Below are 23,886 nucleotides of genomic sequence, written 5' to 3'. Positions count from 1 at the left end.
ATGAGCGAGCATTTGTTTACAAATGGGGATAACCCAACACCCGATAGCGGAGACGAGGTAAAAAAGGATTTTAAAGGTCTTTTAGGGAGTGTGAAAAAGTTCTTGTCCGAATTGTTGGAAATCCGAACCAACACGGACGCAGCAGCCACCAAAGAATCCATCATTGCGGATATCCCATTTAAGGGGCATACCTCATGGATTTTGATTTCCTCCATTTTTATTGCATCCGTTGGACTGAACGCCAACTCGACAGCTGTTGTGATTGGTGCGATGTTGATCTCGCCACTGATGGGTCCAATTCTTGGGATGGGACTTTCTTTGGCCATCAATGATATTGATACCCTACGCAGGTCGGTAAAGAATTTCACGGTAATGGTGGTCCTAAGTGTGATCACTGCTTTTTTGTTCTTTTATCTATTTCCACTTCGTGACGAATCCTCTGAACTTTTGGCGAGGACCAAACCTGACATTCGAGATGTCCTGATTGCCTTCTTTGGAGGTCTTGCCTTGGTTATTGCACGGGCCAAGAAAGGTACCATTGCCAGTGTAATTTTCGGTGTGGCCATTGCGACAGCTTTGATGCCTCCATTGTGCACTGTTGGATTTGGACTTGCTATCGGCAAGCCGTGGTATGCCGCGGGAGCTATGTACTTGTTTATTATAAACACAATTTTTATTGGACTGGCCACTTTTCTGGTCATCAAGTTTTTGCGTTTCCCAATGGTACGCTACGCGAACTCTCAACGCAGACGGTTGATCGCCAGAGCTGCATCACTTACGGGCATTGCCGTAATGATTCCTGCCGGTTTCACCTTTTACCAAGTATTTCAGGAATCGCTTTTTAAGAAACAGGCCCAGGAATTTCTAAAAGAAACTATCGAGGTTTATCAATTCAATGCTGCAGGTCGATATGTGGACAATTTAACCAAAATTGAATACGCTGAAGGGAAATCCCCGTTGATAGAGCTGGTCTGCATGGGTGATGAGTTGATTCCTGAAAATATCATCAGTACATGGCGGGTGCAAAAAAGCGAGTACTCCCGCCTTAAAGATGCTGAGTTTAGAATTCTGCAAGGAGGAAAGGACGATTCCCAAGAAAAATTCAATTATGTCAGCGAGCTGTACGAGAAAAATAAGGCCGAACTCTTAACCAAAGATGAGCAAATTAGACTTTTAGAGGAAGAAGTAGCTACCTTGACCAAAAATGTGGGAAAACAGATACCATTTCAAAATATTAGTGCTGAAGCCAAAGCAAACTATTCAAGTATTGAGGCCTTGGGCTTTTCGTACCAGATGCAGACCGATTTTAAAAAACTCGATACCATTCCTGTTTTCGAGGTGAAATGGAAAGAGGGGGTTCGGCAAAATCAAAAAGAGACTGAATCCAAAAAAATGACAGCTTGGTTAAAGCTACGGTTGCAAGATTCCACACTGGTCGTCAAGGAGGCGGATTAAGGTGTCAGGTGCAAGGTGTATATACCTTTAATTCCGCTCTTCAATGTACATTTGTCGTACCTTTTTGAACAATTCGGAAGAATACACAAAATTGGTAACGGCCTCATTGTCCGTTTTAAAGATTTCTTTGTTGGTCCCTTCCCATTCCTTAAAACCGTCTTTCAGAAAAATAATTTTCTCCCCAATTTCCATTACGGAGTTCATGTCGTGCGTGTTGATTACCGTTGTGATGTTATATTCCCTGGTAATTTCCTGAATGAGGTTATCAATTAATATAGCAGTTTTAGGGTCCAACCCAGAGTTGGGCTCATCGCAGAAGAGGTATTTGGGATTCATTACGATGGCGCGGGCAATGGCAACCCGTTTTTTCATTCCCCCGGATATTTCCGAAGGAAACTTTTTATGTGCATCAATAAGGTTAACGCGTTCCAGGACAAAATCCACCCGATCCTGCATTTCGGCCTTGCTTTGTTTGGTGAACATATCCAAAGGAAACATTACGTTCCCCTCAACGGTCATGGAATCAAAGAGGGCACTTCCTTGAAATACCATACCCATTTCCTGCCGTAAATCCCTTCGTTCACTAGTGGAAAGTTCAGAATAAAACTGGCCATTGTAACAAATTTGGCCTTCTTCGGGTTCAAAAAGACCTAAAAGACACTTTAAAAAAACTGTTTTCCCGGAACCACTTTGGCCAATTACCAAATTGGTCTTTCCGTCTTCGAAAGAGGTGGTAATACCCTTAAGTACATGGGTGTCTCCAAACGATTTATGAACATTTTCCACTTCAATCATCAGCCTAGCATTAATTGTGTAAGTATATAATTGAGAATAATGATAACCACACTGGTCCATACAAAGGCTGTTGTACTGGCCTTGCCTACCTCCAATGCCCCTCCACGCATATAAAAACCATGATACGATGGGACTGTGGCAATTACAAATGCGAATACCAGTGTTTTGATAAATGCATAGGTGACATGGAAGGATTCAAAATCCATTTGCAAACCTTTTATAAACTCTCCACTTGGGGCGTAACCACCAAAAACAGCTGCAATCCATCCACCCAAGATACCCACGTACATGGCAATAGCAACGGCAAAAGGGTACATAAGCATGGCTGTTATCTTGGGAAAAACCAGATAGTTTAAAGAATTTACACCCATGATCTCCAAGGCATCAATCTGCTCTGTAACTCTCATTGTTCCAATGCTTGAGGTGATATACGAGCCTACCTTTCCGGCCATAATGATTGAGGTAAAGGTAGGGGCAAACTCTAAAATCACAGATTGCCTTGTGGCAAAACCGATAAGACTTTTAGGTAAAAATGGACTATTGAGGTTTAATGCGGTCTGAATGGTCACAACCCCACCAATAAAGAATGCGATAAAAATAATGATACCCAAAGATCCGAAAATCAACTCATCGATTTCCTTTAAAATAAGGGATCTCATGATTGGCCACTTGGTGGGTTTCTTAAATACTTCATATACCATAATGAAATATTTCCCAATCGCTTCAAGGTATTTCATGCGCCAAAAATAGACTTGCAGCCATAAAAATAAGAATAATGACGTGCATTTAACCTTCATTTAAAGTTTTTAAACTGATATTTTGAATAGTTTTGTTGCCATTCAGTCAAATTGATTACATGAAAAAAGCCAGTCAATTTTTAGTTCTTTTACTGCTGTTTGCAACCACTTTTTCGAACGCGCAACGCCGTGGGAAAAAGACACAGGAAGTAACTGCACCCGAAGTACAAATCGCCCAAACCCCTAAATTGGTAGTGGGTATCGTGGTAGATCAAATGCGATACGATTACCTTACCCGTTTCTGGGGCCACTATGGAGAAGGTGGTTTTAAACGCATGGTACGGGATGGGTTCAACTGTAAAAACCACCACTTTAATTATGCCCCTACCAGCACGGGCCCGGGCCATGCATCGGTATATACTGGTACTACGCCTGCAACCCATGGAATTATTGGTAACAATTGGTATGACCGGGAAAGTGATCAGGAGGTGTACTGTGCTTCTGACGAAAGGTATAATTCCATTGGGTCAGCTTCCAATGCGGGTAAAATGTCTCCTCACAGAATGTTGACCACAACAATGACCGACCAACTTCGACTGCATACCCAAAAGAGAGGTAAGGTAATTGCCGTGGCCCTGAAAGATCGTGGAGCGGTATTACCGGGCGGACATATGGCCAATGCTGCATACTGGTTTGAGGGAGGTGATGTGGGCAAATGGATAAGCAGTTCCTTTTATATGAATGATCTACCACAATGGGTGAAAGATTTTAATACATCTGGGAGGGTTCAGGAATACAAAAAAGCTTGGACCACGTTAAAAGATATTTCGTTGTATCAGGAAAGTGGCTTGGACAATAATTCCTACGAGGGATTGTTTGAGGATGAAACCACACCTACATTTCCTCACGATACCCCAAACATGTTGAGCAAAACCAAGGATTTTGAAATTATTAAGTTCACACCTTATGGAAACAGCATAACTGCAGATTTTGCGTTGGAAGCCCTAGAGCACGAATCCCTGGGGACGGATGCCATCACGGATTTTCTCGCCATTAGCTTTTCAAGTACTGATTATGTGGGTCATAAATTTGGTGTGAACTCTAAGGAGGTTCAGGATACCTATTTACAACTAGATAAGGATTTGGAGCGCATCTTAACCAAATTGGATGAGAAAGTGGGTTCTGGTAATTATACGGTGTTTTTATCAGCAGACCATGGGGCAATTAACGTTCCGGCCTACTTAAGGGATCAACATATTCCGGCAGGCTATCTTGATTTGGATGCTATGAAATTGAGGTTTACGGAGTTTCTTAAATATAAATACGGTACAACGGATGTAGTCAAGAATATTTCTAATTATCAAGTCTTCTTGGATCATAAGGTAATTCATAATTTGGATATTGATTTAGATGATGCCCAGGAAGAAATTGCCATGGAGCTGTTGGGATACGATCAGGTCAACCAAGTCTTTACCGGAAGTCAAATGTGGCAAAACCATTACACAACGGGAATCCCTTATATTTTACAGAACGGATTTAACCAAAAGCGATCAGGAGATATTCTGTTTGTTGCTCGACCTGGTTTTATTTCCTACCCGGAAACAGGTTCCTCACATGGTACTCCTATGATTTATGACACTCATGTTCCCTTGCTATTTTTTGGAAAGGGAATCAAAAAAGGGAGTACAAACAATCGCACAGAAATCCCAGATATTGCCCCTACTATTACTGCTTTGTTGGGAATGGCCTTTCCAAATGGAGCCACCGGTAGACCTATTGTTGAGGTGTTGGAATAGCTCTTGTCTTTGAGAGGACCTCGGTCATATGATGGGTCCAGTGATTAGCAGGATCCTTGCTGGTCAGGATAAAGGTTTTCTGTTCAGCCTTAGGCACGTTTAAATCAAAGTTCTGACTTAAGTTTGGAAAGAATTCCTTGCCATCTTAGTTTACGGATAAACCCGCCCTCTGCTGGATTGACAAACCGTTCGGGTCTAAGGAAAACCGCCCTGATAAATCCGAGAACGGTTTGGAAATAAAGTGAAGGACTTTTGGATTGCCAGGCCATTTTTAGGGCTGCAAGTTTAGCCAAAACAATCCCATAGCGCATTTTGTAAAGGGCTTCGCCCTTTAGCTGTCTCTTTTTTACCGTATAGCCATGTCCCGTTGGACGAAGGTGCTTTACCTGTAAGGTTTTATCAGTTTGTACTTCAAAATCATGGTATTGGGCCAAAAGTACATCAACAGTGTCCCAACCTATCCCGGGTTTCAATCCTCCAATTTTTTTAAAACAGGCTTTATGGTAGAGTTTTATGGGCCCTCTGACATGGTTTTTGTCCGCTATGGGTTCATAAACCCACTTCCCTTGTTTAAGGATGTGCAGCAAGCCCGAGCACATACCCAGTTTCCAATTGCTCTGAAAATGATTGAGGATGGCTTCAAAATAATTGGTTGGGAGTACAACATCCGCATCAAACTTTCCGATAAGATCGTAAGAGGAAGCACGGCTTAACCCATAATTGAAAGCGTCCACCACCTTTTTTCCAGGGATATGCTGGTTTTGGGATTCATGTTGAATCACTTTAATCCACTTATGTTTTGCTGCGTATGCTGAGGCAATATTAAAAGTGTTATCGGAAGAATTGTCGTCTACAAGGATAAGTTCATCCGGCCTATGCTGTTGACCAACGAAGGAATCCAAACAGTCTTTGAGAAAGACTTCCTCGTTATGTGCCGGGATGATAATGCTAATACGCATGCGCTAAAATTCCAAAAAACAATTCAGAATTCCCAATCATTGGTCCCGTTCGGCATAAACGATATAGTATCTTGGTGTAAATAACCTTAGCAAAGGCCTAAGACCTATCTTCCTGGTGGGGTTGGTCCATTTGGCAGTGTCCTTGATATGCCATCCCGCTTTCTCCAATACCCAATCAAATTGCCAGTCCTCAAACTCGTGATAGTGTCTGTCCCAAGGGTCGGTCTTGCTTCGGTAGGCAGTCGAAAACCACAGTCGCATTGGGATGCTGGCCACAAGTTTTTTGGACTTTATTTCCCTTAGCACATTAAAAGGGGCCACCAAATGTTCAAATATCTCAAAAGCCGTAACCACATCAGCATTAGCTTCACTTACCACGGAGAAATCGACATCCAAATCTTCTCCTTGGGTATTCGTGACCTGATACCCGTTGGATTTCATGATATCCGAAAATGGATTCTCCACTCCTAAATCCAAAATAGCCTCATCAGGGGCTATATGCTTTTGTAGAAATTCTAAAGTATGCCTGTAACGTTTATTGGGAAAGTTGTTTTCGTACATCGACCAAAATTCAGCAAAACAAATAACAAATCCTAAATTTTATGGATTGATGAGCATTAACAAACTCCAGGGGGTCCGAGTAGAATTATACTATACCCTGTAGGTAATTGCATTTATGTTCATACCAGCTCCAACGCTGGCAAACATCACGACATCTCCTTTTTGAACTTCGTGGTTTTCCAACTCTCCATTTCGGACTAAATCGTATAATGTGGGAATCGTAGCAACAGAACTGTTACCCAATTTGTGGATGCTCATGGGCATAATGCCTTCAGGTGCTTCTTTTTTATAAAGTCTGTAGAGTCTCTTTATAATGGCTTCATCCATTTTTTCATTGGCCTGGTGAATGAATATTTTTTTTACTTCATCTATGGAGGTACCACTCTTATCCAAACAATCCTTCATGGCCTGTGGTACATGGGTGCATGCAAATTCGTAGATTTTGCGTCCATGCATTTTAATATACCGGGTATCCGAACACCCATCCTCATCATAAGTCTTATCAAAAAAGAGATAATAGGCCTCGCCATTGGCGTAGGTGGCACTAGCATGGCCGAGGATCTCTCCTGAGTTCGGATTTGCTTCAATTATTGCTGCTCCTGCACCATCGGAATAGATCATGCTGTCGCGATCGTGTTTGTCCACTACTCTGGATAGTGTTTCACCACCAATGACCAAGCATTTCTTTGCCATTCCACTTTGAATAAAGGCTTTGGCCTGTATCATTCCCTCCACCCAGCCGGGGCAGCCAAAGATCATATCGTAAGCCACGCAGTTTGGGTTTTTTATTTTGAGAAGATGTTTCACCCTTGTGGCCAAACTAGGTAAGGTATCGCCTTGGATTTTACCGGGCGTTAAATCCCCAAAATTGTGGGCGAAGATGATGTAGTCTAGCTCTTCCTTGTTAATACCAGCATCTGCTATTGCTTTTTCGGAAGCCAAGTAGCCCAAATCCGACGTATTGAGCTCCGGTTGGGCGTATCTACGTTCGGAGATTCCGGTAATGGCCTTAAATTTTTCGATAATTACGGTGTTCTCGTGGGCAAAATCTTTTCCGTCGGTATCAAGAAAGTTATGGGATAGGAAATCTTCATTTTTGGTGGTTACGGTAGGAATGTAACTTCCTGTCCCAGTGATTCCAATTTTCATGTTGAGGTTTTGATAGTATGAAGTTAAGCCATTGCAGGTTCATTGTTATGCACGCATAACAAATGATACGATGTCCAACAGCTGCTTCTGAGTTAATATGATAAGAAAAAGCCTTGGAATCGGTAAGAAACCAAGGCCTTTTGCATGTAAATATAAGGTTGTGCCTATGCTTCCGCATACGCCTCGATAGGTGTACAGGTACAGATTAAATTACGATCCCCAAAGGCTTCATCCGTTCGTCTGATACTAGGCCAAAACTTATTCTCAGCCACATAGGGAAGCGGGAAGGCGGCTTTTTGGCGACTGTATGGATATTCCCAATCATCACTGGTGATCATGGCCAGGGTATGGGGTGCATTTTTCAGCACATTGTTGGGTTCATTTGCACTGGCTTCGTCAATTTCTTCACGAATCGAAATCATTGCCCCGCAGAATCGATTTAATTCGGCAAGACTTTCACTTTCAGTAGGTTCTATCATTATCGTTCCCGCTACCGGAAAAGAAACCGTGGGTGCATGGAATCCGTAATCCATCAATCGCTTCGCAATATCTGTTACTTCAATACCATGCGCCTTAAAAGGCCTGCAGTCTATGATCATTTCATGTGCAGCTCTACCTCTTTCACCAGTATACAGTACATCAAACTTCCCTTTCAAACGGTCTTTGATGTAATTTGCATTAAGGATGGCAATTTTGGTGGCCTCGGTAAGCCCTTCGGTGCCCAACATTTTAATATAACCATAAGAAATTAGGCATGCTAAAGCGCTGCCCCAAGGAGCTGCTGAGATAGCTGTAATGGCCTGATCCCCACCCGTGGCCACCACAGGGTTGGTGGGCAAAAAGGGCTTAAGCTGCTCGGCGACACAAATTGGCCCTACACCTGGGCCCCCTCCGCCATGTGGAATCGCAAATGTTTTGTGCAAGTTCAGGTGGCATACATCTGCTCCAATGGTAGCGGGATTTGTAAGCCCCACTTGCGCATTCATATTTGCACCGTCCATATATACCTGACCTCCATTTTCATGGATTAACTGGGTGATTTGTTTAATTGAAGACTCAAATACCCCATGGGTGGAAGGGTAGGTGACCATCAATGCCGCCAGATTATCTGAATGCAACTGTACTTTCTCCTCTAGATCGGTAACATCAATATTTCCATGTTCATCAGTTTTGGTAACGACAACTTTCATTCCGGCCATTACTGCGGAAGCAGGATTGGTGCCATGCGCAGATGCAGGAATAATACAGATGTTTCTGTGGTTTTCGCCACGAGATTCGTGATACGCTTTTATGGTCATAAGTCCAGCATATTCACCTTGCGCGCCTGAATTGGGTTGAAGCGAAGTTCCCGCAAAACCTGTGATCACATTAAGTTGGGATTCCAGTTCCTTGAGCATTGCCTGATATCCCTGAGCTTGGTCCAATGGAACAAAAGGGTGAATATTACCCCATTTGGCCGAACTTAGCGGAAGCATTTCCGAAGCGGCATTTAATTTCATAGTGCAGCTTCCCAAGGAAATCATGGAATGGTTCAAGGCCAAGTCCTTGCGCTCCAACTTTTTGATATAACGCATCAATTCTGTTTCCGAATGGTAGGAATTGAATACCTCATGCTCTAGGAAAGGAGTCTTCCTTTGTAAGGATTCCGGAAGAATTTGCGTCGTTGAAGTTTCAAAGGTTTTGTCGGATTTCACATCCTGACTTTTCATGAAACAGTCAACCAAATGCTTAAGGTCGTCCTTGGAGAAGGCCTCGTTGATTGAAACGGAAACTGTTTCCTCATCAATATAGTTAAGGTTGATTCCAGAAGCTTCGGTGATTTCTCTTAATTTCTTAACATCCCTAACCCTGAATTTCAAGGTGTCGAAATATACCTTGTTAAGCTGTTCAAAACCAACTTCTGACAAAAAATCACTAAGGATTTTGCTACGGTCATGAACTTTGTTGGCGATATATTTAAGCCCTTCAGGGCCATGATATACCGCATACATTCCTGCCATAACGGCCAGCAGTACCTGAGCTGTACAAATGTTGGAAGTGGCTTTGTCCCTTTTTATATGCTGTTCGCGTGTTTGCAGCGCCATTCGTAGACCTGGATTCCCATCCGTGTCTTTGGTCACTCCAATAATTCGTCCTGGGATGCTCCTTTTATAGTCCTCTTTGGTGGCAAAAAAACCTGCATGAGGGCCGCCATATCCGAGGGGGATTCCAAATCTTTGGGTCGTGCCAACTACCACATCAACGCCCCATTCGCCCGGGGCGGTCAACATAACCAAACTTAGAATATCGGCAGCTACAGCAACTTTGATATCATTAGCTTTGGCTTTTTGGACAAATTCAGCATAATCGTCTACTTGACCATGCTTTCCTGGATATTGCAGGATCGCTCCGTAAAAATCGGAACCATGATCAAAGGTTTCGTGGTTGCCTACGACCAATTCTATACCAATGGGATTAGACCTGGTCTGGAGTAAACTCAAGGTTTGTGGTAGTATCTCTTCGGACACAAAAAATTTGACCACGCCCTCCTTTTTTTGTTGCCTGGACCGTACATCAAATAGCATGGTCATGGCCTCGGCGGCCGCTGTACTCTCATCCAAAAGGGAGGCGTTGGCCAATTCCATACCAGTGAGATCGCTTACCATAGTCTGAAAGTTTAGTAAGGCCTCCAATCTTCCCTGGGCAATTTCTGCTTGATAAGGCGTATAGGCCGTATACCAACCGGGATTTTCCAAGATATTTCGTTTGATTACGGATGGGGTTAGGCTTTCGTGGTATCCTAAACCGATGTAACTTTTAAAAACTTTGTTTTTATCCGCAAGCTCTTGAACATGTGTCAAAAATTCGTGCTCGCTTATGCCTTGGGGCAGGTTCAGTGGTTCCTTCAATCTGATGTCATCCGGAATGGTTTCTTGAATCAATTGTTCCATGTTGTCGACACCAATAGTTTCAAACATGGGGTTTAGGTCTTTTTGGGTAATCCCAATATGCCTTGAGGCAAACACGTCTGTATTCATTTTCAATTCAATAAAGTGCACAAAATTAGGGATAAATTCATTGAAAACATCGGATTTTGATAAGCTCCAAATCCAAGTTGTTAACCACCCATTAACGTTTGCGTAAAAAGTGGGAACTTTGTTCAATGCGATTCCTGAAATTGATTTTTGATTTTTACCTCAATGCCAGTATTCATGTAGCTTTAGCAGTGGTGGCGCTTTTGGTGGTATCCTGCCAAACCTTGAACATTCCCATAAATTACAGTTTATTGGGAGTTGCATTGGGTGGAACAATTGTATGCTACAATTTTATTAAATATGGTGTGGAGGCGGAGAAGTACCTTATGGTATCCAATCTGTACCATAGGATTATACAAATCTTTAGTTTTTTGTGTTTTGGATTTGCTGTTTACTTTTTACTAAAATTAGAAGCAAAACTGTGGTGGGGAATTTTGATTTTGGGTTTGATATCGTCTCTATATGCAGTGCCATTGTTGCCGCAAACTCGCAACCTGAGAAGTTTGGGAGGGCTTAAAATTTTTATCGTTGCACTGGTATGGTCTGGTTTTACTATAGTGCTTCCTGTTTTGGACTCTGATAGAGTTTTTGATTGGGATGTTTATGTTCTTATTTTCCAGCGTTTTATATTGGTGCTGGCTTTGCTCTTGCCCTTTGAGATTCGGGACCTACAATGGGATAATCCGGAGCTCAGAACCCTGCCTCAAGTGTATGGCGAGCAAAGAACCAGGCAACTTGGAATGATTTTAAGTGTCATATTTTGCCTTATCCCTTTCTTAAAAGATGAATTAGGTCTGGTTGAAATTCTAGCTGGACTCTTTATCGCCTTGACCCTCATGATGATGTTTGTTTATAAAGGCAATATGAAAAAACGCTACTTTGCGTCGTTCTGGGTGGAGAGTCTGCCTATTTTGTGGGCAATTTTACTGTGGGGTCTGGGGAAACTGCTCTAAAGATGTTTTTCCAAATCTTTACGCATAGCCTCTTTCTCACTTTCTGAAAGCACTTGGAGATTGGCTTTTTCGCACAAGGAGGTGAAGGCCGTATTTTTTTTGGTGAATTTAGCACAAGTTTTGCAGGTAAGAACATGAAGGCGAAGCTTTAGGACTTGCCAAAAACCTGCTTCTTTATATTGCGACTTATTACATATTTGTGATGCTTCCTCACATGAAATCTTCATAGCTAAAACCAATTTTCATTTAGGCAACCCATAAGTGCGGTTCGCGCCCTGTGGATCATTACCCAAAGGTTGGACGGATTTATTCCCAATTCATTACAAATATCTTCGGTGCTCATTCCTTGTATCGTCTTCATATTAAATACCAAAGATTGTTTTTTGGGAAGTTTGGAGATACATTCCTGAATAGCCAATCCCAATTCTTCGTTTTCAATAGAGCTGTCCCCATCCTTGCTAAACGGGTCGGCTACCTGTTCCTCCAACCAATCTCCTTCAGAATCTGAACTAGAACTATAATTTACACGAACTTCCGCTTTTCCTTTTTTTGAGTTTATTTTTCGATAATGATCAATAACCTTACGTTTGAGTATGGCCACAAGCCAAGTTCTTTCCGCAGCATCACCTTTATAGTTTTTGGCTGAGTTAAGCCCTGCAAAAAAAGTTTCCTGCACCAAATCTTTTGCAATCTCGGCATCACTCACACGAGCTACTGCATAGTTGAAAAGATAATCGGCATATTGATCTACCCAAGTATCGGGATGGAGTTCGTAAGCTGGCATATTTTTTTCAAGAAGTACCAAAAGTAATGGATTTTAGTTAATGATTTCATGTATTGTCCATTACAAACGACCAAAAAAAGTATCACGAAAAGTTCATGGACTTTTACTTTAGGTTAAGATTAACAAAGTGTCAATCAATTTTTTAGAATCCCTATGCAGTCTTTTTTATCAATCCAGCCCGTTCCAAAAGGGGCTCTATTTTTGGTTCTGCGCCCCTAAACCTTTTGTAAAGTGTCATCGGATTTTCCGTGCCTCCCCGTGAAAGCACATGATCTTTGAATTTTTGTGCTATGGTTGGATTGAATATGCCATTTTCCTTAAAATAGGCAAACGCATCTGCGTCCAGCACCTCTGCCCACTTATAGCTGTAATATCCAGAGGAATACCCGCCTTGAAAAATATGGGAAAAGGCCGTGCTCATACAGGTTTCTGAGGTCTCAGGAAAAAGGGAGGTGCTCTCAAAGGCCTTTACCTCATAAGCTTTTACATCGGTTATTCCCATAGGGTCTGTGCCATGCCAAGCCATGTCCAAAAAACCAAAACTCAATTGACGCAAAGTGGCCATGCCTTCTTGAAATGTGGCAGATTCCTTAATTTTTTGAACCAGTTCCATAGGTATGACCTCACCTGTCTCATAATGGAATGCAAAAAGTTCCAGGGCCTCTTTTTCATAACACCAGTTCTCCATAATCTGACTGGGCAGTTCTACAAAATCCCAGAATACGGATGTGCCGGAAAGACTTGGATACACCGTATTGGCCAGCATTCCATGCAAACCGTGTCCAAACTCATGAAAAAGTGTGGTTACCTCGTTAAAAGTTAGCAAGGAAGGTTTGGTTTCTGTAGGCTTTGTGAAATTACACACATTGGAGATATGTGGTCTGCTATTTTCGCCAGTAATCGTATACTGAGGTTTGTATGAGGTCATCCATGCACCGCCACGTTTGCCGGTCCTAGGGTGGAAATCAGCATAAAATAGGGCAATGAAATTGGAATCATCATCATATACTTCATAAGTTTTAACCTCTTCGTGGTACTTTTCCACGTTGAAAACCTCATTGAATGTGAGTCCAAACAGCTTTTCGGCCACTTTGAAAACTCCAGCGATGACATTTTCCAGCTTAAAGTAGGGCTTAAGTTTTTCGTCATCTAGATTGAACAGTTTTTGCTTCAATTTTTCAGAATAGTAGGCACTGTCCCACTTCTCTAACTTTTCAATACCATCCAATTCTTGGGCAAAGGAGGTCAGTTGTTCAAATTCCCTTTCGGCCGCCGGTTTAGCTTTTTCCAATAGCTCATCTAGGAATCCTGTCACCTTTTCCGGGGTTTCTGCCATGCGTTCTTCCAGCACAAAATTGGCATGTGTGTCATATCCCAACAAGTTGGCTCTTTCATGACGAAGTGCAACGATTTGAAGCACATTTTCTTGGTTGTCCAATTCATTTTGATGAAAACCCTTGCTTCCAAAGGCAAGTGACAGCTTTTTCCGTAGCTCCCGGTTCTCGGCATATTTCATAAAAGGAATATAGCTGGGATAATCCAAGGTAATCAACCAGCCCTCCTTGTCCTTGGACCTAGCCAATTGGACAGCTGCTTCTTTTGCTCCCTCTGGGAGCCCCTTTAGGTCTTCCTCATTGGTCAAAAGCAATTCGAAGGAATTGGTCTCTGCCAGAACGTTTTCCCCAAACTTTAATTTGAGCTTTGAGAGTTCTGCATCAATCTCGCGAAGTCTTTTTTTGTCCTTATCGTTAAGATTTGCCCCATTTCTGCTAAAGCTCTTGTAGCGCTTTTCTAGAAGGGTGCTTTGCTCAGGGTTGAGGGATAGTTGTTCCCGTTGGTTGTAAACGGATTTAATTCTTTGGAACAGGTTTTCGTTTAGGGTGATATCGTTACTGAATTCGGATAGTAGGGGTGAAACCTCCTGGGCGATTTTTTGGATTTCGGGATTGGTTTCCGCAGAATTCAGGTTGAAAAAAATACTTGAGATACGGTCTAATTGCCTGCCCGAAAAATCCAGAGCTTCAAGTGTGTTTTCAAAGGTTGGGGTCTCGGAATTTTCAGCAATGTCGTTTATTTCCTTCTTGGCATTTTCGATTGCTTCAAGAAAAGCAGGTTTAAAATGCTCGTTCTTGATCTGCTCGAACGGTGCCGCATCGAAGGATTTGAGTAGGGGATTGTTCATTTATGTTTATTTTTTTGTTTTGAAGCGAATTAAAACGAATTCCACTAACACATAGGAAAATGAAATCGCTGCTGACAACATGCCAACAGTGACACATGCAAAGTTTTTAGCGGTGTCCTGGGTCATCTTATTCATCGCGGCCAAAGCTTCTTCGTTATATTCATGTAAGTCAACAAAGCCATTGTTGTTTAGGTCAAAGCTTCTAGCATGCTCACTGATATAATACCAGCGAATTTCAACAAAAACAAGAATAATGACGTAGAGCACAAAGCATAATACGGCACCTTTCCAAATATATTTTATGTTGTTGGGTATTCTTTTTTGAATCAAAAAAAGAAAACCAAGGGCAAAGAGGCCCAGCAGAATGCCGATTTCATTGTAGCTTAAGCCAAGCATCAAATGCGTTATTTACTGCTTCCTTTTACTTCTTCCGCTCCTTTTATTACTTTCTCTTTTAAGCCTTTTTTGTAGATTTCTATTTTGTCCATCACACACTTGTCGGAACTGCCTATGATCTGAGCCGCCAAAATACCTGCATTTTTGGCTCCGTCCAATGCAACGGTGGCAACGGGAACTCCTCCAGGCATTTGTAGAATGGAAAGAACGGAATCCCATCCATCAATAGAATTACTACTTTTTACGGGTACCCCTATTACCGGTAGCGGTGATAATGAAGCTACCATGCCAGGCAGATGTGCGGCCCCGCCTGCTCCTGCAATAATTACAGCATAACCGTTTTTATGAGCGTTTTTTCCAAAATCGAATAGTTTTTCGGGGGTACGGTGGGCAGAAACAATGTCGACATCAACATCGATATCAAAGCCTTTTAAGATATCTACCGCGTCCTGCATGATTGGAAGGTCGCTTGTACTTCCCATAATTACGGCTACCTTTTTCATATGATCTAATATTTAAAACTCAAAAAATCTCTTCGTAAGAAAAAAGAAACTAAGTGCTTATTTACTTGTTACCTTAATAGTTTCCTTTACGTGTTGGGCCACTTCCCTGGCTCTTTTAATGTCCTTATCCACAATAGTGACATGTCCCATCTTTCGGAAGGGACGAGTCTGTTTTTTTCCATAGATATGCGGGGTTACTCCATCCATCTTCAGAATCGTTTCCATGTTCTCATAAACCACATCACCAGTATGTCCCTCCGCTCCAACCAGATTCACCATGATACCGGCAACCTTACTATCCGTGTTCCCTAAGGGAAGTCCTAAAATTGCGCGAATATGCTGTTCAAATTGGTTGGTATAGCTTGCTTCAATACTGTAGTGACCACTATTATGTGGTCTTGGTGCAACTTCATTGACCAATATCCCATCATCTTGGGTCTGGAAAAGTTCCACAGCCAATAATCCAACCTGTTCCATCTTGTCCGAAACTTTTAGCGCCACTTCGGTAGCTTTGTTGGCAACGGCTTCTGAAATCCGGGCTGGACAAATAACATATTCTACCTGGTTAGCTTCTGGGTGAAATTCCATTTCCACTACCGGATAGGTGCAAACCTCACCTGATGTGTTTCGAGCCACAATTACGGCAAGCTCATGCTTAAAATCCACCATTTCCTCTGCGATGCATTCCACGTTGGGCAATCCGTTTAGGTCTTCTTTGGTTCTTACCACTTTAACCCCTTGTCCATCATAACCAAACTGTGCACTTTTCCATACAAATGGGAGTTGGAGCCCTCCATTGGCAATACTATCCTCGATTTCACTGGTGTAGGCAAATCGACTAAATGGCGCAGTTGGAATACCGTTGTCCGTGTAAAACAGTTTCTGGGTGGCCTTATTCTGAATGGTGCGAAGTGTTTTGGTGGGCGGTAATACCTTTACCCCTTCGTCTTCCAACTTTTCAAGGGCATCCACATTGACATTTTCAATTTCTATCGTGAGCACATCCACATCTTTGCCAAAAGTATATACGGCGTCAAAATCCATCAAACTACCTAAGACGAACTCATTACACGCAATTTTACAAGGTGCTTCTGGCGAGGCATCCATTACTTTGGTTTGAATGTCCCATTTTCGGGTTTCGTACAACAACATTTTGCCCAGTTGTCCCCCTCCTAAAATACCTAGTTTAAATGGGGAAGAGAAATAATGCATGAATCAAAAATTGGAATGAGGTCAAAAATACGGGAATTCCTTCAAGCAATAAAAGCACGCAGGGGTAAACCACCCCAAAAATGTTATCTTTGCCAACCTGATAAAATTGATGACCAATTGATTAAGCTTCATGACAAGGTGTTTAAGCCTTATCTAGGGGAAGAGCAAATTCTGGCGGCTGTTAAAAAGATGGCTGTTCAAATTGCTGCCGACTACAAAGATGAGGTGCCCATATTTGTGGGAGTGCTCAATGGTGCCTTTATGTTTGTGTCGGATTTTTTGAAGGCATATCCACATCCTTGTCAGGTGTCTTTTGTGCGACTTAGTTCGTACCAAGGTCTGACATCAACAGGAATTGTGGAAAGCTTGTTGGATGTTCCGGAGAATATTGAAGGCAGGAGTGTAATAATTCTGGAGGATGTAATTGATACTGGAAGGACCCTTAAACAGTTGGTTCACTTGTTTTCTGGAACCAATGTAAAAGAATTCAAGATTGCATCACTTTTCTATAAATCGGAAGTGTACAACGGCGAATACAGTATTGATTATGTGGGTCTGGAAATCCCTGATGATTTTATCGTGGGGTATGGTCTGGATTATAACGAATTGGGAAGAAACTTAAGAGGAGTATATCAACTAAACCAAGCAAGTATGATTAACCTAGTGCTTTTTGGAAAGCCAGGAGCAGGAAAAGGAACCCAAGCAGGGGTTTTAAAGGACAAATACAATTTAAAACATATTTCAACGGGAGATGTTTTTCGGTACAATATCAAGAATGGGACAGCATTGGGCATCTTGGCCAAATCGTACATAGATCGTGGAGATTTGGTTCCCGATGAGGTGACCATAAACATGCTGAAAGATGAAGTGGAAAAGAACCCGGAAGCTGCAGGGTTTATTTTCGATGGATTTCCTAGAACTGCCGCTCAAGCCGAAGCTTTGGATAACTTCCTTGAGTCCAGAAACATGCATGTCAATGCCACTATTGCCTTAGAAGCTGATGACGACGTTCTGGTAGCTCGGCTCCTCGAACGTGGCAAGGAAAGTGGCCGTTCCGATGATCAGGATGAGGGTAAGATTCGAAACCGATTTGATGAGTACAATGAAAAAACGGCCCCACTAAAAGCCTACTACGAAAAGCAGGGCAAGTTTCATTCCGTCAATGGTATCGGTGAAATTACGGATATTACCAGTAGACTGGCCGAAGTGATTGATGCCTTGGGCTAGATAAGACTTTTCAAATTATTTCAATTGATGGGGGGCTGCCCAAAACTACACTATGACCGAGGGTAACTTTGTTGATTATGTAAAAGTGCATATTTCCTCTGGAAATGGAGGAAAAGGCTCTGTGCATCTCCACCGCGAAAAATATATCACCAAAGGAGGACCTGATGGGGGTGACGGAGGCCGAGGAGGCCATGTTATTGTAAAAGGCAATAAAAACCTTTGGACTCTCATAAATTTTAAGTTCCAAAAACACTTTAAGGCCGGCCATGGGGAGCATGGCAGTAAGAATAGAAGCTCTGGAGCCGATGGTTCTGACGTTTTTATGGAAGTACCCTTGGGAACTGTGGTAAGGGATACAGCTACCAATACCATACTTTTTGAAATTACCGAAGATCAAGAAGAACGTATAGTCCTTGAAGGCGGCAAAGGTGGAAGGGGGAACTGGCATTTTAAAAGCCCTACGAATCAAACCCCGCGCTATGCGCAACCGGGTATTCCGGGTCAGGAATCTCAAGTGACCCTAGAGCTTAAGGTGTTGGCGGATGTAGGTTTGGTCGGATTTCCCAACGCGGGCAAGTCCACCCTACTTTCTGTGATGACATCGGCAAAACCCAAAATTGCCGACTATGAGTTTACCACGCTTAAACCCAATCTGGGTATCGTCAAGTATCGGGATTTTAGAAGTTTTGTAATGGCCGATATTCCGGGGATTATTGAAGGTGCCGCAGAAGGAAAGGGATTGGGACATTATTTTCTAAGACATATTGAGCGCAATGCTACCCTACTTTTCCTTATTCCGGCTGACAGTAAGGATATCTCTCGGGAGTATGAAATTTTGTTGGATGAGTTGAGACGCTATAATCCCGAGTTGCTGGATAAGGAACGATTGGTGGCAATTTCCAAGAGTGATATGCTGGATGAGGAACTCATGGATGAAATGAGGGTGGAACTGGATAAGGATTTAAAAGACATACCTTACTTATTTATATCATCCGTTGCCCAACAGGGCATCCAAGAGTTAAAAGATAGGCTCTGGACGCTGTTGAACGAATAAGAGCACTTTTTGTGCTTCCAAGACAAATATTGATTAATTTTAAAGGTATTCCGTGCAGCTATGAAATACCTATACCCCATGTTTGTTCTGTGTTTGCTGGTTTCTTGCGCAGGAGTCCGTGTAAATTATGATTACGACAAGACTACCGATTTTTCCAATTATACCAGCTACAACTACTTTTCCGATATCGAATCGGGCCTAAGTCAATTGGATGAGAAACGCTTGGTAAGGATATTGGATTCCACTTTACAATCCAAGGGCTATCTGTTGGCCGAAGAACCCGATTTCTATATTAATATTCTTAGCAGCCAGTTTAGGAATACACCCAACAACTCCGTAGGTGTGGGAATTGGCGGAACAGGAAGGAATGTAGGTGGAGGTGTTTCCGTTGGATTGCCGTTGGGAAATTCTGGTATCCAACGGGAAATCCAGTTTGACTTTGTAGACGCCCAAAAAGATGCATTGTTCTGGCAAGCCAATAGCGAGAGTGGTTATCGGGAAAATGCATCACCAAGTGTAAGGGAAGATCGACTTAGGGCCGTGATTAAAAAAGTATTTTCCAAATTTCCGCCTGATAAAAAGTAACAAGCTCATCGCATTGGTGGATGGCGAAACATTCCCTTGGCATTCAACTTTTTCCAAAAAAATGTAACAAATGGTTCTGGATTAAGTCTTATCTAGAAGATTAACTTCAATTTTCTTACGAACACTAATAATTCTAAAACAGTCATGAAAACTAGATTTAACTTCAAAGGGGTCTATTTGGTCGCCCTTTTCCTGCTTGCGGGATCATTCCTATCCGCTCAGGAAAAACCTGGAGATACCACCCTGGTAAGCTCCAACGATGAATTGATTGCATTGGCAAAATTGGATGAAGGAGATTATCGATACACGGTAGAGGATTACTTTGCCAATCCCAAGGCCTTTACATTTCGATTTTCCCCAGACGGAAAATACCTTTCCTATAGGGAGAGTGATGAAAATGGAAAACAGCACATTTACGTAAAAAACATCGCCACGAGAGATGTAAAAAGAGCTATCGAAGAAAAAGATGAACTGGTACGCGGTTATGGATGGTTAAACGAGAACCAACTTTATTTTTCCATGGACAAAGGAGGGGATGAGAATTACCATATTTATGTGGTTGATTTGGATGGCAGTAACCTCAAGGACCTTACGCCACATGATGGCGTACGTGCACAGATGTCTGAATTGCTAAGGGAGGACAAGGAACATATTATCGTTTCCATGAACAAAAACAACCCACAAGTATTTGAGCCCTATAAAATCAACTTGAAAACTGGTGAGTCTACACAACTTTACACCAATGATGACCCCAATAACCCAATTTTTGGATATAATTTTGATAAAGATGGTAACCTAAAGGCATTTACCAGAATTAGGGATGGGGTGGAGCAAGATTTGTTCTATGAAGATGGTAATGGAGGTTACCAGATTCTTAAAAGCCTTAATTGGAAGGACAATTTTGCAATTCAAAGTTTCAACTATGCCACTGAAAACCCTCACGATGCCTATGTGCTTACCAATCTAGAAAGCGACAAGGCCCAAATTGTGCTTTACGACCTGAAACAGGACAAAACTATAAAACAGGTTTACGCCAATGACCAATATGATGTTCAGGGCATGGGACTTTCAAGAAAACGCAATTACGAATTGGACTACTTTTCCTTTGAAGGCGAAAAGAGCGAGATGGTTCCCATGAGTGCTGATTATAAGAAGTTGGATGCTAAGATAAAAGAGGAGCTTCCCGGAAAACAGTATCGGGTCTTGGATAGCTCTGAAGATGAGAACCTAAAGATGGTGTATGTGGACAGTGATAAACTCTATGGCATCTATTATGCCTATGATGCGGCAAAAAATGAACTAACGGAGTTGTACAACACCATGCCACAGCTCAAAGAGGAGGACATGTCCGAAATGCGACCAATAACTTTCAAAAGCCGTGATGGCATCACCCTTCATGGCTACATAACCTTGCCCAAAGCAGCACTGGCGGGCGAAAAGGTGCCGGTCATTGTGAATCCACATGGCGGTCCTCAAGGTATCCGTGATTCTTGGGGTTTTAACCCTGAGTCACAGCTGTTCGCCAGTCGAGGATACGCCACCCTACAGGTTAATTTTAGGATTTCTGGGGGATATGGAAGGGAATTCCTTGAATCTGGATTCAAACAGATTGGTAGAAAGGCAATGGACGATGTAGAGGATGGGCTTCAATATGTTATAGACCAGGGTTGGGTAGACGGTGATAAGGCCGCAATTTATGGTGGTAGTCATGGAGGTTATGCGGTTTTGCGCGGATTAACCAAGACTCCAGACCTCTACACCTGTGGGGTTGACTATGTTGGAGTATCCAATCTTTTCACTTTTATGAAAACAATTCCCCCATATTGGAAACCCTATTTGAAAATCATTAAGGAGATTTGGTATGATGAGGATGTTGCCGAAGAAAAGGCAATCATGGAAGAAGTTTCTCCGGTGTATCAGATTGACAAAATCAAAAAACCCTTGTTTGTAGTTCAAGGAGCCAATGATCCAAGAGTAAATATTGACGAGTCGGATCAGATTGTAGGTGCCTTGCGTAAGAAAGGTTTCGATGTTCCCTATATGGTGAAGTATGATGAAGGTCATGGGTTTGGTAAGGAGGAAAACCGTTTGGAGCTCTATAAATCAATGATGGGCTTTTACGCCAAACACTTGGGCAAAGAAGAAATACCGCAACCGTTGAAGGACTAAATCCTCTCAAAAACGTAAAGAAAAGGGCCTGTTTAGGGCCCTTTTTTTTTGTTTGGAGAATCTTTGGAAGGTGGTTTTGCCGTTTATGCGCTGAATTTTACCACTGGCCATAATATGGTTTCAAAACGGACTGTATCAGCTTACTTTTACCTTGAATTTAAACCGGAAACCATGATTGCGATAGCAAAATTATTGATATCCATAATTGTTGATATCCTTGTGTAGCGGTAGTAACAGTTAAAAGTTTCAAAATGAAAAATCTTAGTAAAGTTCAAAAAACAATATTTGTTTTGGGAGTATTGGCCACAGTAGCGGGCCTTTATGGCAAATTCAATGCATGGGAACATAACGATTACTTCCCCATTTTTTATGTTGGACTGTCCTTCCTGTGGATTCCATTCCTGAAATCTGGACGGACATGCTCACTTTCTTATAAGAAAGAAGCTTAACCAGACCTTTCTGGCAAAAGGCTATATTTGACAACTTCAGGTTAGTTATGGAGCTAAACGACAAAAGAAGAAACTACACCTTTTGGATCCTTCAATTTTTAGGATGGGGATTCATTAACATGATGTCCCTTTTTGTGATGAAAAAGATCAGCATCGAATTGGTGGTTTATTCTACCGTTGTGGGACTCTTTATAGGTATTTTTTCCACTTCCCTGGAGCGATGGTATCTAAAGAAGAACATTAAGTTTGAAGGGTTTGGTACTGGAGATTTCTTGAAGGTACTGGTGGCCTTTCTTTCCGCCGCCGCACTCTTTGGAGTATTAAATTATGCTGCTGGTTATACTTATGTGAAATATGGTCCAGAACTGACTGAGGCCGAAACCCATCTATTCAATTCCTATGATAGCTTTTGGATTCAGGTCATGAATTCCCTCTTTATTGTTGGGGCTTGGACAGTGACTTATTTGGTAATTAAACTACTCCTGAAGCTGAACAAAGATAGGATTGAGAGATTGGAGTTGAACACACACTTGAAACAGGCCCAACTCAATACCCTAAAAGGGCAGATCAATCCACATTTTATGTTCAACAGTCTCAATAATATAAGGGGTCTGATGTTGGAGGATGTGGAAAAATCGAGGGAGATGTTGACCAAGCTTTCCGAAATACTTCGATATTCTTTGACCAAGAACAATATAAATTCCATTTCAGTGGCGGAGGAGTTGGAAATGGTACATAACTACATTGACCTTTCAAAGATTCAATTTGAGGGTAGATTGGAATTTGTGAAACATGTGGATGAGGACACACTTTCTTTGGAAATTCCTCCCATGATCATTCAACTGCTCATAGAGAATGCCGTAAAGCATGGGATTTCGAACCTTAAGGAAGGAGGTAGGATCGAGCTTAACCTTAAAAGGGAGGATAGCTTACTGCAGATTGAGGTGCGCAACACTGGACGACTACAGATTGGAAAGAATACCACCCAATTGGGGCTTAAGAACATTAGGCAAAGGTTAAAATTGCTATACGCTGAAAAAGCTTCGTTCAATTTACAAGAGATAATGGGAGAGGTAGTGGCAAACATTAAAATACCGCTTGCATGAAGATAAGGGCGGTTATTGTTGAAGATTCCAGGTTGGCCAGAAATGAGCTCAAAGAGCTCGTGAAGAAGTATGATGACATTGAACTTGTTGGAGAGGCAGAAAACGTTGATATGGGCTTTGAACTGATTCAGGAGCAACGTCCCGATTTACTGTTTTTGGATATCAATATGCCCGAGAAGGATGGTTTCCAACTACTGGAAATGTTGGATGAAGTACCCATTACAGTATTCACCACTGCCTTTGATGAGTATGCCATTAAATCCTTTGAGTATAATGCGTTGGACTACCTACTGAAGCCTGTTAGCGAGAAACGCTTTGGCATGGCATTTGAAAAAGTAAAAGCCATTTTAGATGCAAGGGCAAAGGAGGAAAAGTCGACCGTCAAAAAATTATCGGAAAGCAGCCAGATTTTCATTAAGGACGGGGAAGCCTGTTGGTTGATAAAAATTGGGGATATATCCCATTTTGAGATTGTTGGAAATTATACTAGGGTCTTTTTTGATGAGAAAAGACCACTACTGTACAAATCGTTGAACCAAATTGAGGAGAAATTACCGGGGCAAGTTTTTTTTCGTGCCAACCGGCAGCAGATAGTGAATACCAATTTTATTGAAAATGTAGTGCCATGGTTTAATGGGAAAATTAAGCTACAAATGAAAAATGGTGATGAGGTAGAGGTGTCAAGACGTCAATCCTACATTTTCAAGGACCGAATGAGTTTATAATCAAAAAGCGAAGTCATAAGAAAAACGGCCCTTCACAATTGTGAAGGGCCGTTTGTTTGTTTTCACTTCTAAATC

The 23,886-nt window shown here is 42.0% G+C and carries 22 protein-coding genes; 10 read left to right on the top strand and 12 right to left on the bottom strand.

Annotated features, from left to right (window positions below; all coding sequences use genetic code 11):
• Positions 1 to 1,455, top strand: a complete 1,455-nt coding sequence (locus BUC10_RS16720; RefSeq protein ID WP_073181795.1) for a DUF389 domain-containing protein — start codon at positions 1 to 3, stop codon at positions 1,453 to 1,455.
• Between the two features lie 27 nt (positions 1,456 to 1,482).
• Here BUC10_RS16720 and BUC10_RS16715 read toward each other — a convergent pair whose 3' ends face one another.
• Together BUC10_RS16715 and BUC10_RS16710 are read right to left on the bottom strand one after the other, a co-directional pair.
• Entirely contained in the window at positions 1,483 to 2,250 is a 768-nt protein-coding gene (locus BUC10_RS16715) for an ABC transporter ATP-binding protein (RefSeq protein ID WP_073181793.1), read from the bottom strand.
• Positions 2,250 to 2,987, bottom strand: coding sequence for an MlaE family ABC transporter permease (locus BUC10_RS16710; RefSeq protein ID WP_073181791.1), 738 nt, complete (start codon positions 2,985 to 2,987; stop codon positions 2,250 to 2,252). The genes BUC10_RS16715 and BUC10_RS16710 overlap by 1 nt, the downstream gene beginning before the upstream one ends.
• Before the next feature lie 119 nt (positions 2,988 to 3,106).
• On the opposite strand from BUC10_RS16710, the gene pafA reads away from it, so the two are divergent.
• Positions 3,107 to 4,783 carry an alkaline phosphatase PafA gene (gene pafA, locus BUC10_RS16705; protein WP_073181789.1) on the top strand — a complete coding sequence of 559 codons (1,677 nt, stop codon included), beginning with the start codon at positions 3,107 to 3,109 and terminating at the stop codon, positions 4,781 to 4,783.
• A 104-nt stretch (positions 4,784 to 4,887) separates the two neighbouring features.
• Here the strand turns inward: pafA and BUC10_RS16700 are convergent, their stop codons facing one another.
• The 4 genes from BUC10_RS16700 to gcvP all read right to left on the bottom strand — a co-directional run bounded on the left by BUC10_RS16700 (position 4,888) and on the right by gcvP (position 10,469).
• Complete coding sequence (locus tag BUC10_RS16700; protein ID WP_073181786.1) at positions 4,888 to 5,742, bottom strand: glycosyltransferase family 2 protein; 855 nt, start codon at positions 5,740 to 5,742, stop codon at positions 4,888 to 4,890.
• Between the two features lie 36 nt (positions 5,743 to 5,778).
• A complete protein-coding gene (locus BUC10_RS16695) occupies positions 5,779 to 6,303 on the bottom strand; it encodes a class I SAM-dependent methyltransferase (protein WP_073181784.1) in 525 nt (174 codons plus the stop codon).
• A 90-nt stretch (positions 6,304 to 6,393) separates the two neighbouring features.
• Positions 6,394 to 7,452 carry a 3-oxoacyl-ACP synthase III family protein gene (locus BUC10_RS16690; RefSeq protein ID WP_073181783.1) on the bottom strand — a complete coding sequence of 353 codons (1,059 nt, stop codon included), beginning with the start codon at positions 7,450 to 7,452 and terminating at the stop codon, positions 6,394 to 6,396.
• A 164-nt stretch (positions 7,453 to 7,616) separates the two neighbouring features.
• On the bottom strand, positions 7,617 to 10,469 hold the full coding sequence (gene gcvP, locus BUC10_RS16685) for an aminomethyl-transferring glycine dehydrogenase (RefSeq protein ID WP_073181873.1): 2,853 nt from the start codon (positions 10,467 to 10,469) through the stop codon (positions 7,617 to 7,619).
• Between the two features lie 125 nt (positions 10,470 to 10,594).
• On the opposite strand from gcvP, the gene BUC10_RS16680 reads away from it, so the two are divergent.
• Positions 10,595 to 11,419: a UbiA prenyltransferase family protein gene (locus tag BUC10_RS16680; protein ID WP_073181781.1), complete on the top strand. Its 825-nt coding sequence runs from the start codon at positions 10,595 to 10,597 to the stop codon at positions 11,417 to 11,419.
• On the opposite strand, the gene BUC10_RS16675 is transcribed toward BUC10_RS16680, so the two are convergent.
• The 6 genes from BUC10_RS16675 to BUC10_RS16650 all read right to left on the bottom strand — a co-directional run bounded on the left by BUC10_RS16675 (position 11,416) and on the right by BUC10_RS16650 (position 16,496).
• Positions 11,416 to 11,646, bottom strand: a complete 231-nt coding sequence (locus BUC10_RS16675; RefSeq protein ID WP_073181779.1) for a hypothetical protein — start codon at positions 11,644 to 11,646, stop codon at positions 11,416 to 11,418. The two genes, BUC10_RS16680 and BUC10_RS16675, sit on opposite strands and share 4 nt — an antisense overlap.
• 2 nt (positions 11,647 to 11,648) lie before the next feature.
• Complete coding sequence (locus tag BUC10_RS16670) at positions 11,649 to 12,203, bottom strand: sigma-70 family RNA polymerase sigma factor (RefSeq protein WP_073181777.1); 555 nt, start codon at positions 12,201 to 12,203, stop codon at positions 11,649 to 11,651.
• 151 nt (positions 12,204 to 12,354) lie between these two features.
• Complete coding sequence (locus BUC10_RS16665) at positions 12,355 to 14,385, bottom strand: M3 family metallopeptidase (protein ID WP_073181775.1); 2,031 nt, start codon at positions 14,383 to 14,385, stop codon at positions 12,355 to 12,357.
• A 6-nt stretch (positions 14,386 to 14,391) separates the two neighbouring features.
• Positions 14,392 to 14,781 (bottom strand): hypothetical protein, encoded by a 390-nt coding sequence (locus BUC10_RS16660; protein WP_073181773.1) that lies wholly within the window; start codon positions 14,779 to 14,781, stop codon positions 14,392 to 14,394.
• Positions 14,782 to 14,789: 8 nt separating this feature from the next.
• Positions 14,790 to 15,284 (bottom strand): 5-(carboxyamino)imidazole ribonucleotide mutase, encoded by a 495-nt coding sequence (purE, locus tag BUC10_RS16655; RefSeq protein WP_073181771.1) that lies wholly within the window; start codon positions 15,282 to 15,284, stop codon positions 14,790 to 14,792.
• Between the two features lie 57 nt (positions 15,285 to 15,341).
• Entirely contained in the window at positions 15,342 to 16,496 is a 1,155-nt protein-coding gene (locus BUC10_RS16650) for a 5-(carboxyamino)imidazole ribonucleotide synthase (RefSeq protein ID WP_073181769.1), read from the bottom strand.
• Between the two features lie 117 nt (positions 16,497 to 16,613).
• Here BUC10_RS16650 and BUC10_RS16645 point away from each other — a divergent pair, with 117 nt between their 5' ends.
• The 7 genes from BUC10_RS16645 to BUC10_RS16615 all read left to right on the top strand — a co-directional run bounded on the left by BUC10_RS16645 (position 16,614) and on the right by BUC10_RS16615 (position 23,811).
• On the top strand, positions 16,614 to 17,723 hold the full coding sequence (locus BUC10_RS16645) for an adenylate kinase (protein ID WP_073181871.1): 1,110 nt from the start codon (positions 16,614 to 16,616) through the stop codon (positions 17,721 to 17,723).
• 52 nt (positions 17,724 to 17,775) lie between these two features.
• On the top strand, positions 17,776 to 18,777 hold the full coding sequence (gene obgE / locus BUC10_RS16640) for a GTPase ObgE (RefSeq protein WP_073181767.1): 1,002 nt from the start codon (positions 17,776 to 17,778) through the stop codon (positions 18,775 to 18,777).
• 78 nt (positions 18,778 to 18,855) lie between these two features.
• Positions 18,856 to 19,362 (top strand): DUF4136 domain-containing protein, encoded by a 507-nt coding sequence (locus tag BUC10_RS16635; protein WP_245812851.1) that lies wholly within the window; start codon positions 18,856 to 18,858, stop codon positions 19,360 to 19,362.
• Positions 19,363 to 19,506: 144 nt separating this feature from the next.
• Positions 19,507 to 21,531 (top strand): S9 family peptidase, encoded by a 2,025-nt coding sequence (locus BUC10_RS16630; protein ID WP_084732693.1) that lies wholly within the window; start codon positions 19,507 to 19,509, stop codon positions 21,529 to 21,531.
• Positions 21,532 to 21,782: 251 nt separating this feature from the next.
• Positions 21,783 to 21,980, top strand: a complete 198-nt coding sequence (locus BUC10_RS16625; protein WP_073181763.1) for a hypothetical protein — start codon at positions 21,783 to 21,785, stop codon at positions 21,978 to 21,980.
• A gap of 47 nt (positions 21,981 to 22,027) precedes the next feature.
• Complete coding sequence (locus BUC10_RS16620; RefSeq protein WP_073181761.1) at positions 22,028 to 23,086, top strand: sensor histidine kinase; 1,059 nt, start codon at positions 22,028 to 22,030, stop codon at positions 23,084 to 23,086.
• Positions 23,083 to 23,811, top strand: coding sequence for a LytR/AlgR family response regulator transcription factor (locus tag BUC10_RS16615; protein ID WP_073181759.1), 729 nt, complete (start codon positions 23,083 to 23,085; stop codon positions 23,809 to 23,811). The genes BUC10_RS16620 and BUC10_RS16615 overlap by 4 nt, the downstream gene beginning before the upstream one ends.
• The last annotated feature ends 75 nt before the right edge of the window (positions 23,812 to 23,886 follow it).

Origin of the sequence: Flagellimonas flava (assembly GCF_900129665.1) — a bacterium.
GTDB classification, from domain to species: Bacteria; Bacteroidota; Bacteroidia; order Flavobacteriales; family Flavobacteriaceae; genus Flagellimonas; species Flagellimonas flava.
Note: the sequence above shows the minus strand (reverse complement) of the source record. Positions and strands in the feature narration are given on the sequence as shown.

Bases quoted from the DNA above. Each gene is read 5' to 3' on its own strand.
- BUC10_RS16720 (WP_073181795.1), top strand. From the start codon at position 1: ATGAGCGAGCATTTGTTTACAAATGGGGATAACCCAACACCCGATAGC.
- BUC10_RS16715 (WP_073181793.1), bottom strand. From the start codon at position 2,250: ATGATTGAAGTGGAAAATGTTCATAAATCGTTTGGAGACACCCATGTA.
- BUC10_RS16710 (WP_073181791.1), bottom strand. From the start codon at position 2,987: ATGAAATACCTTGAAGCGATTGGGAAATATTTCATTATGGTATATGAA.
- pafA (WP_073181789.1), top strand. From the start codon at position 3,107: ATGAAAAAAGCCAGTCAATTTTTAGTTCTTTTACTGCTGTTTGCAACC.
- BUC10_RS16700 (WP_073181786.1), bottom strand. From the start codon at position 5,742: ATGCGTATTAGCATTATCATCCCGGCACATAACGAGGAAGTCTTTCTC.
- BUC10_RS16695 (WP_073181784.1), bottom strand. From the start codon at position 6,303: ATGTACGAAAACAACTTTCCCAATAAACGTTACAGGCATACTTTAGAA.
- BUC10_RS16690 (WP_073181783.1), bottom strand. From the start codon at position 7,452: ATGAAAATTGGAATCACTGGGACAGGAAGTTACATTCCTACCGTAACC.
- gcvP (WP_073181873.1), bottom strand. From the start codon at position 10,469: ATGAATACAGACGTGTTTGCCTCAAGGCATATTGGGATTACCCAAAAA.
- BUC10_RS16680 (WP_073181781.1), top strand. From the start codon at position 10,595: ATGCGATTCCTGAAATTGATTTTTGATTTTTACCTCAATGCCAGTATT.
- BUC10_RS16675 (WP_073181779.1), bottom strand. From the start codon at position 11,646: ATGAAGATTTCATGTGAGGAAGCATCACAAATATGTAATAAGTCGCAA.
- BUC10_RS16670 (WP_073181777.1), bottom strand. From the start codon at position 12,203: ATGCCAGCTTACGAACTCCATCCCGATACTTGGGTAGATCAATATGCC.
- BUC10_RS16665 (WP_073181775.1), bottom strand. From the start codon at position 14,385: ATGAACAATCCCCTACTCAAATCCTTCGATGCGGCACCGTTCGAGCAG.
- BUC10_RS16660 (WP_073181773.1), bottom strand. From the start codon at position 14,781: ATGCTTGGCTTAAGCTACAATGAAATCGGCATTCTGCTGGGCCTCTTT.
- purE (WP_073181771.1), bottom strand. From the start codon at position 15,284: ATGAAAAAGGTAGCCGTAATTATGGGAAGTACAAGCGACCTTCCAATC.
- BUC10_RS16650 (WP_073181769.1), bottom strand. From the start codon at position 16,496: ATGCATTATTTCTCTTCCCCATTTAAACTAGGTATTTTAGGAGGGGGA.
- obgE (WP_073181767.1), top strand. From the start codon at position 17,776: ATGACCGAGGGTAACTTTGTTGATTATGTAAAAGTGCATATTTCCTCT.
- BUC10_RS16635 (WP_245812851.1), top strand. From the start codon at position 18,856: ATGTTTGTTCTGTGTTTGCTGGTTTCTTGCGCAGGAGTCCGTGTAAAT.
- BUC10_RS16630 (WP_084732693.1), top strand. From the start codon at position 19,507: ATGAAAACTAGATTTAACTTCAAAGGGGTCTATTTGGTCGCCCTTTTC.
- BUC10_RS16625 (WP_073181763.1), top strand. From the start codon at position 21,783: ATGAAAAATCTTAGTAAAGTTCAAAAAACAATATTTGTTTTGGGAGTA.
- BUC10_RS16620 (WP_073181761.1), top strand. From the start codon at position 22,028: ATGGAGCTAAACGACAAAAGAAGAAACTACACCTTTTGGATCCTTCAA.
- BUC10_RS16615 (WP_073181759.1), top strand. From the start codon at position 23,083: ATGAAGATAAGGGCGGTTATTGTTGAAGATTCCAGGTTGGCCAGAAAT.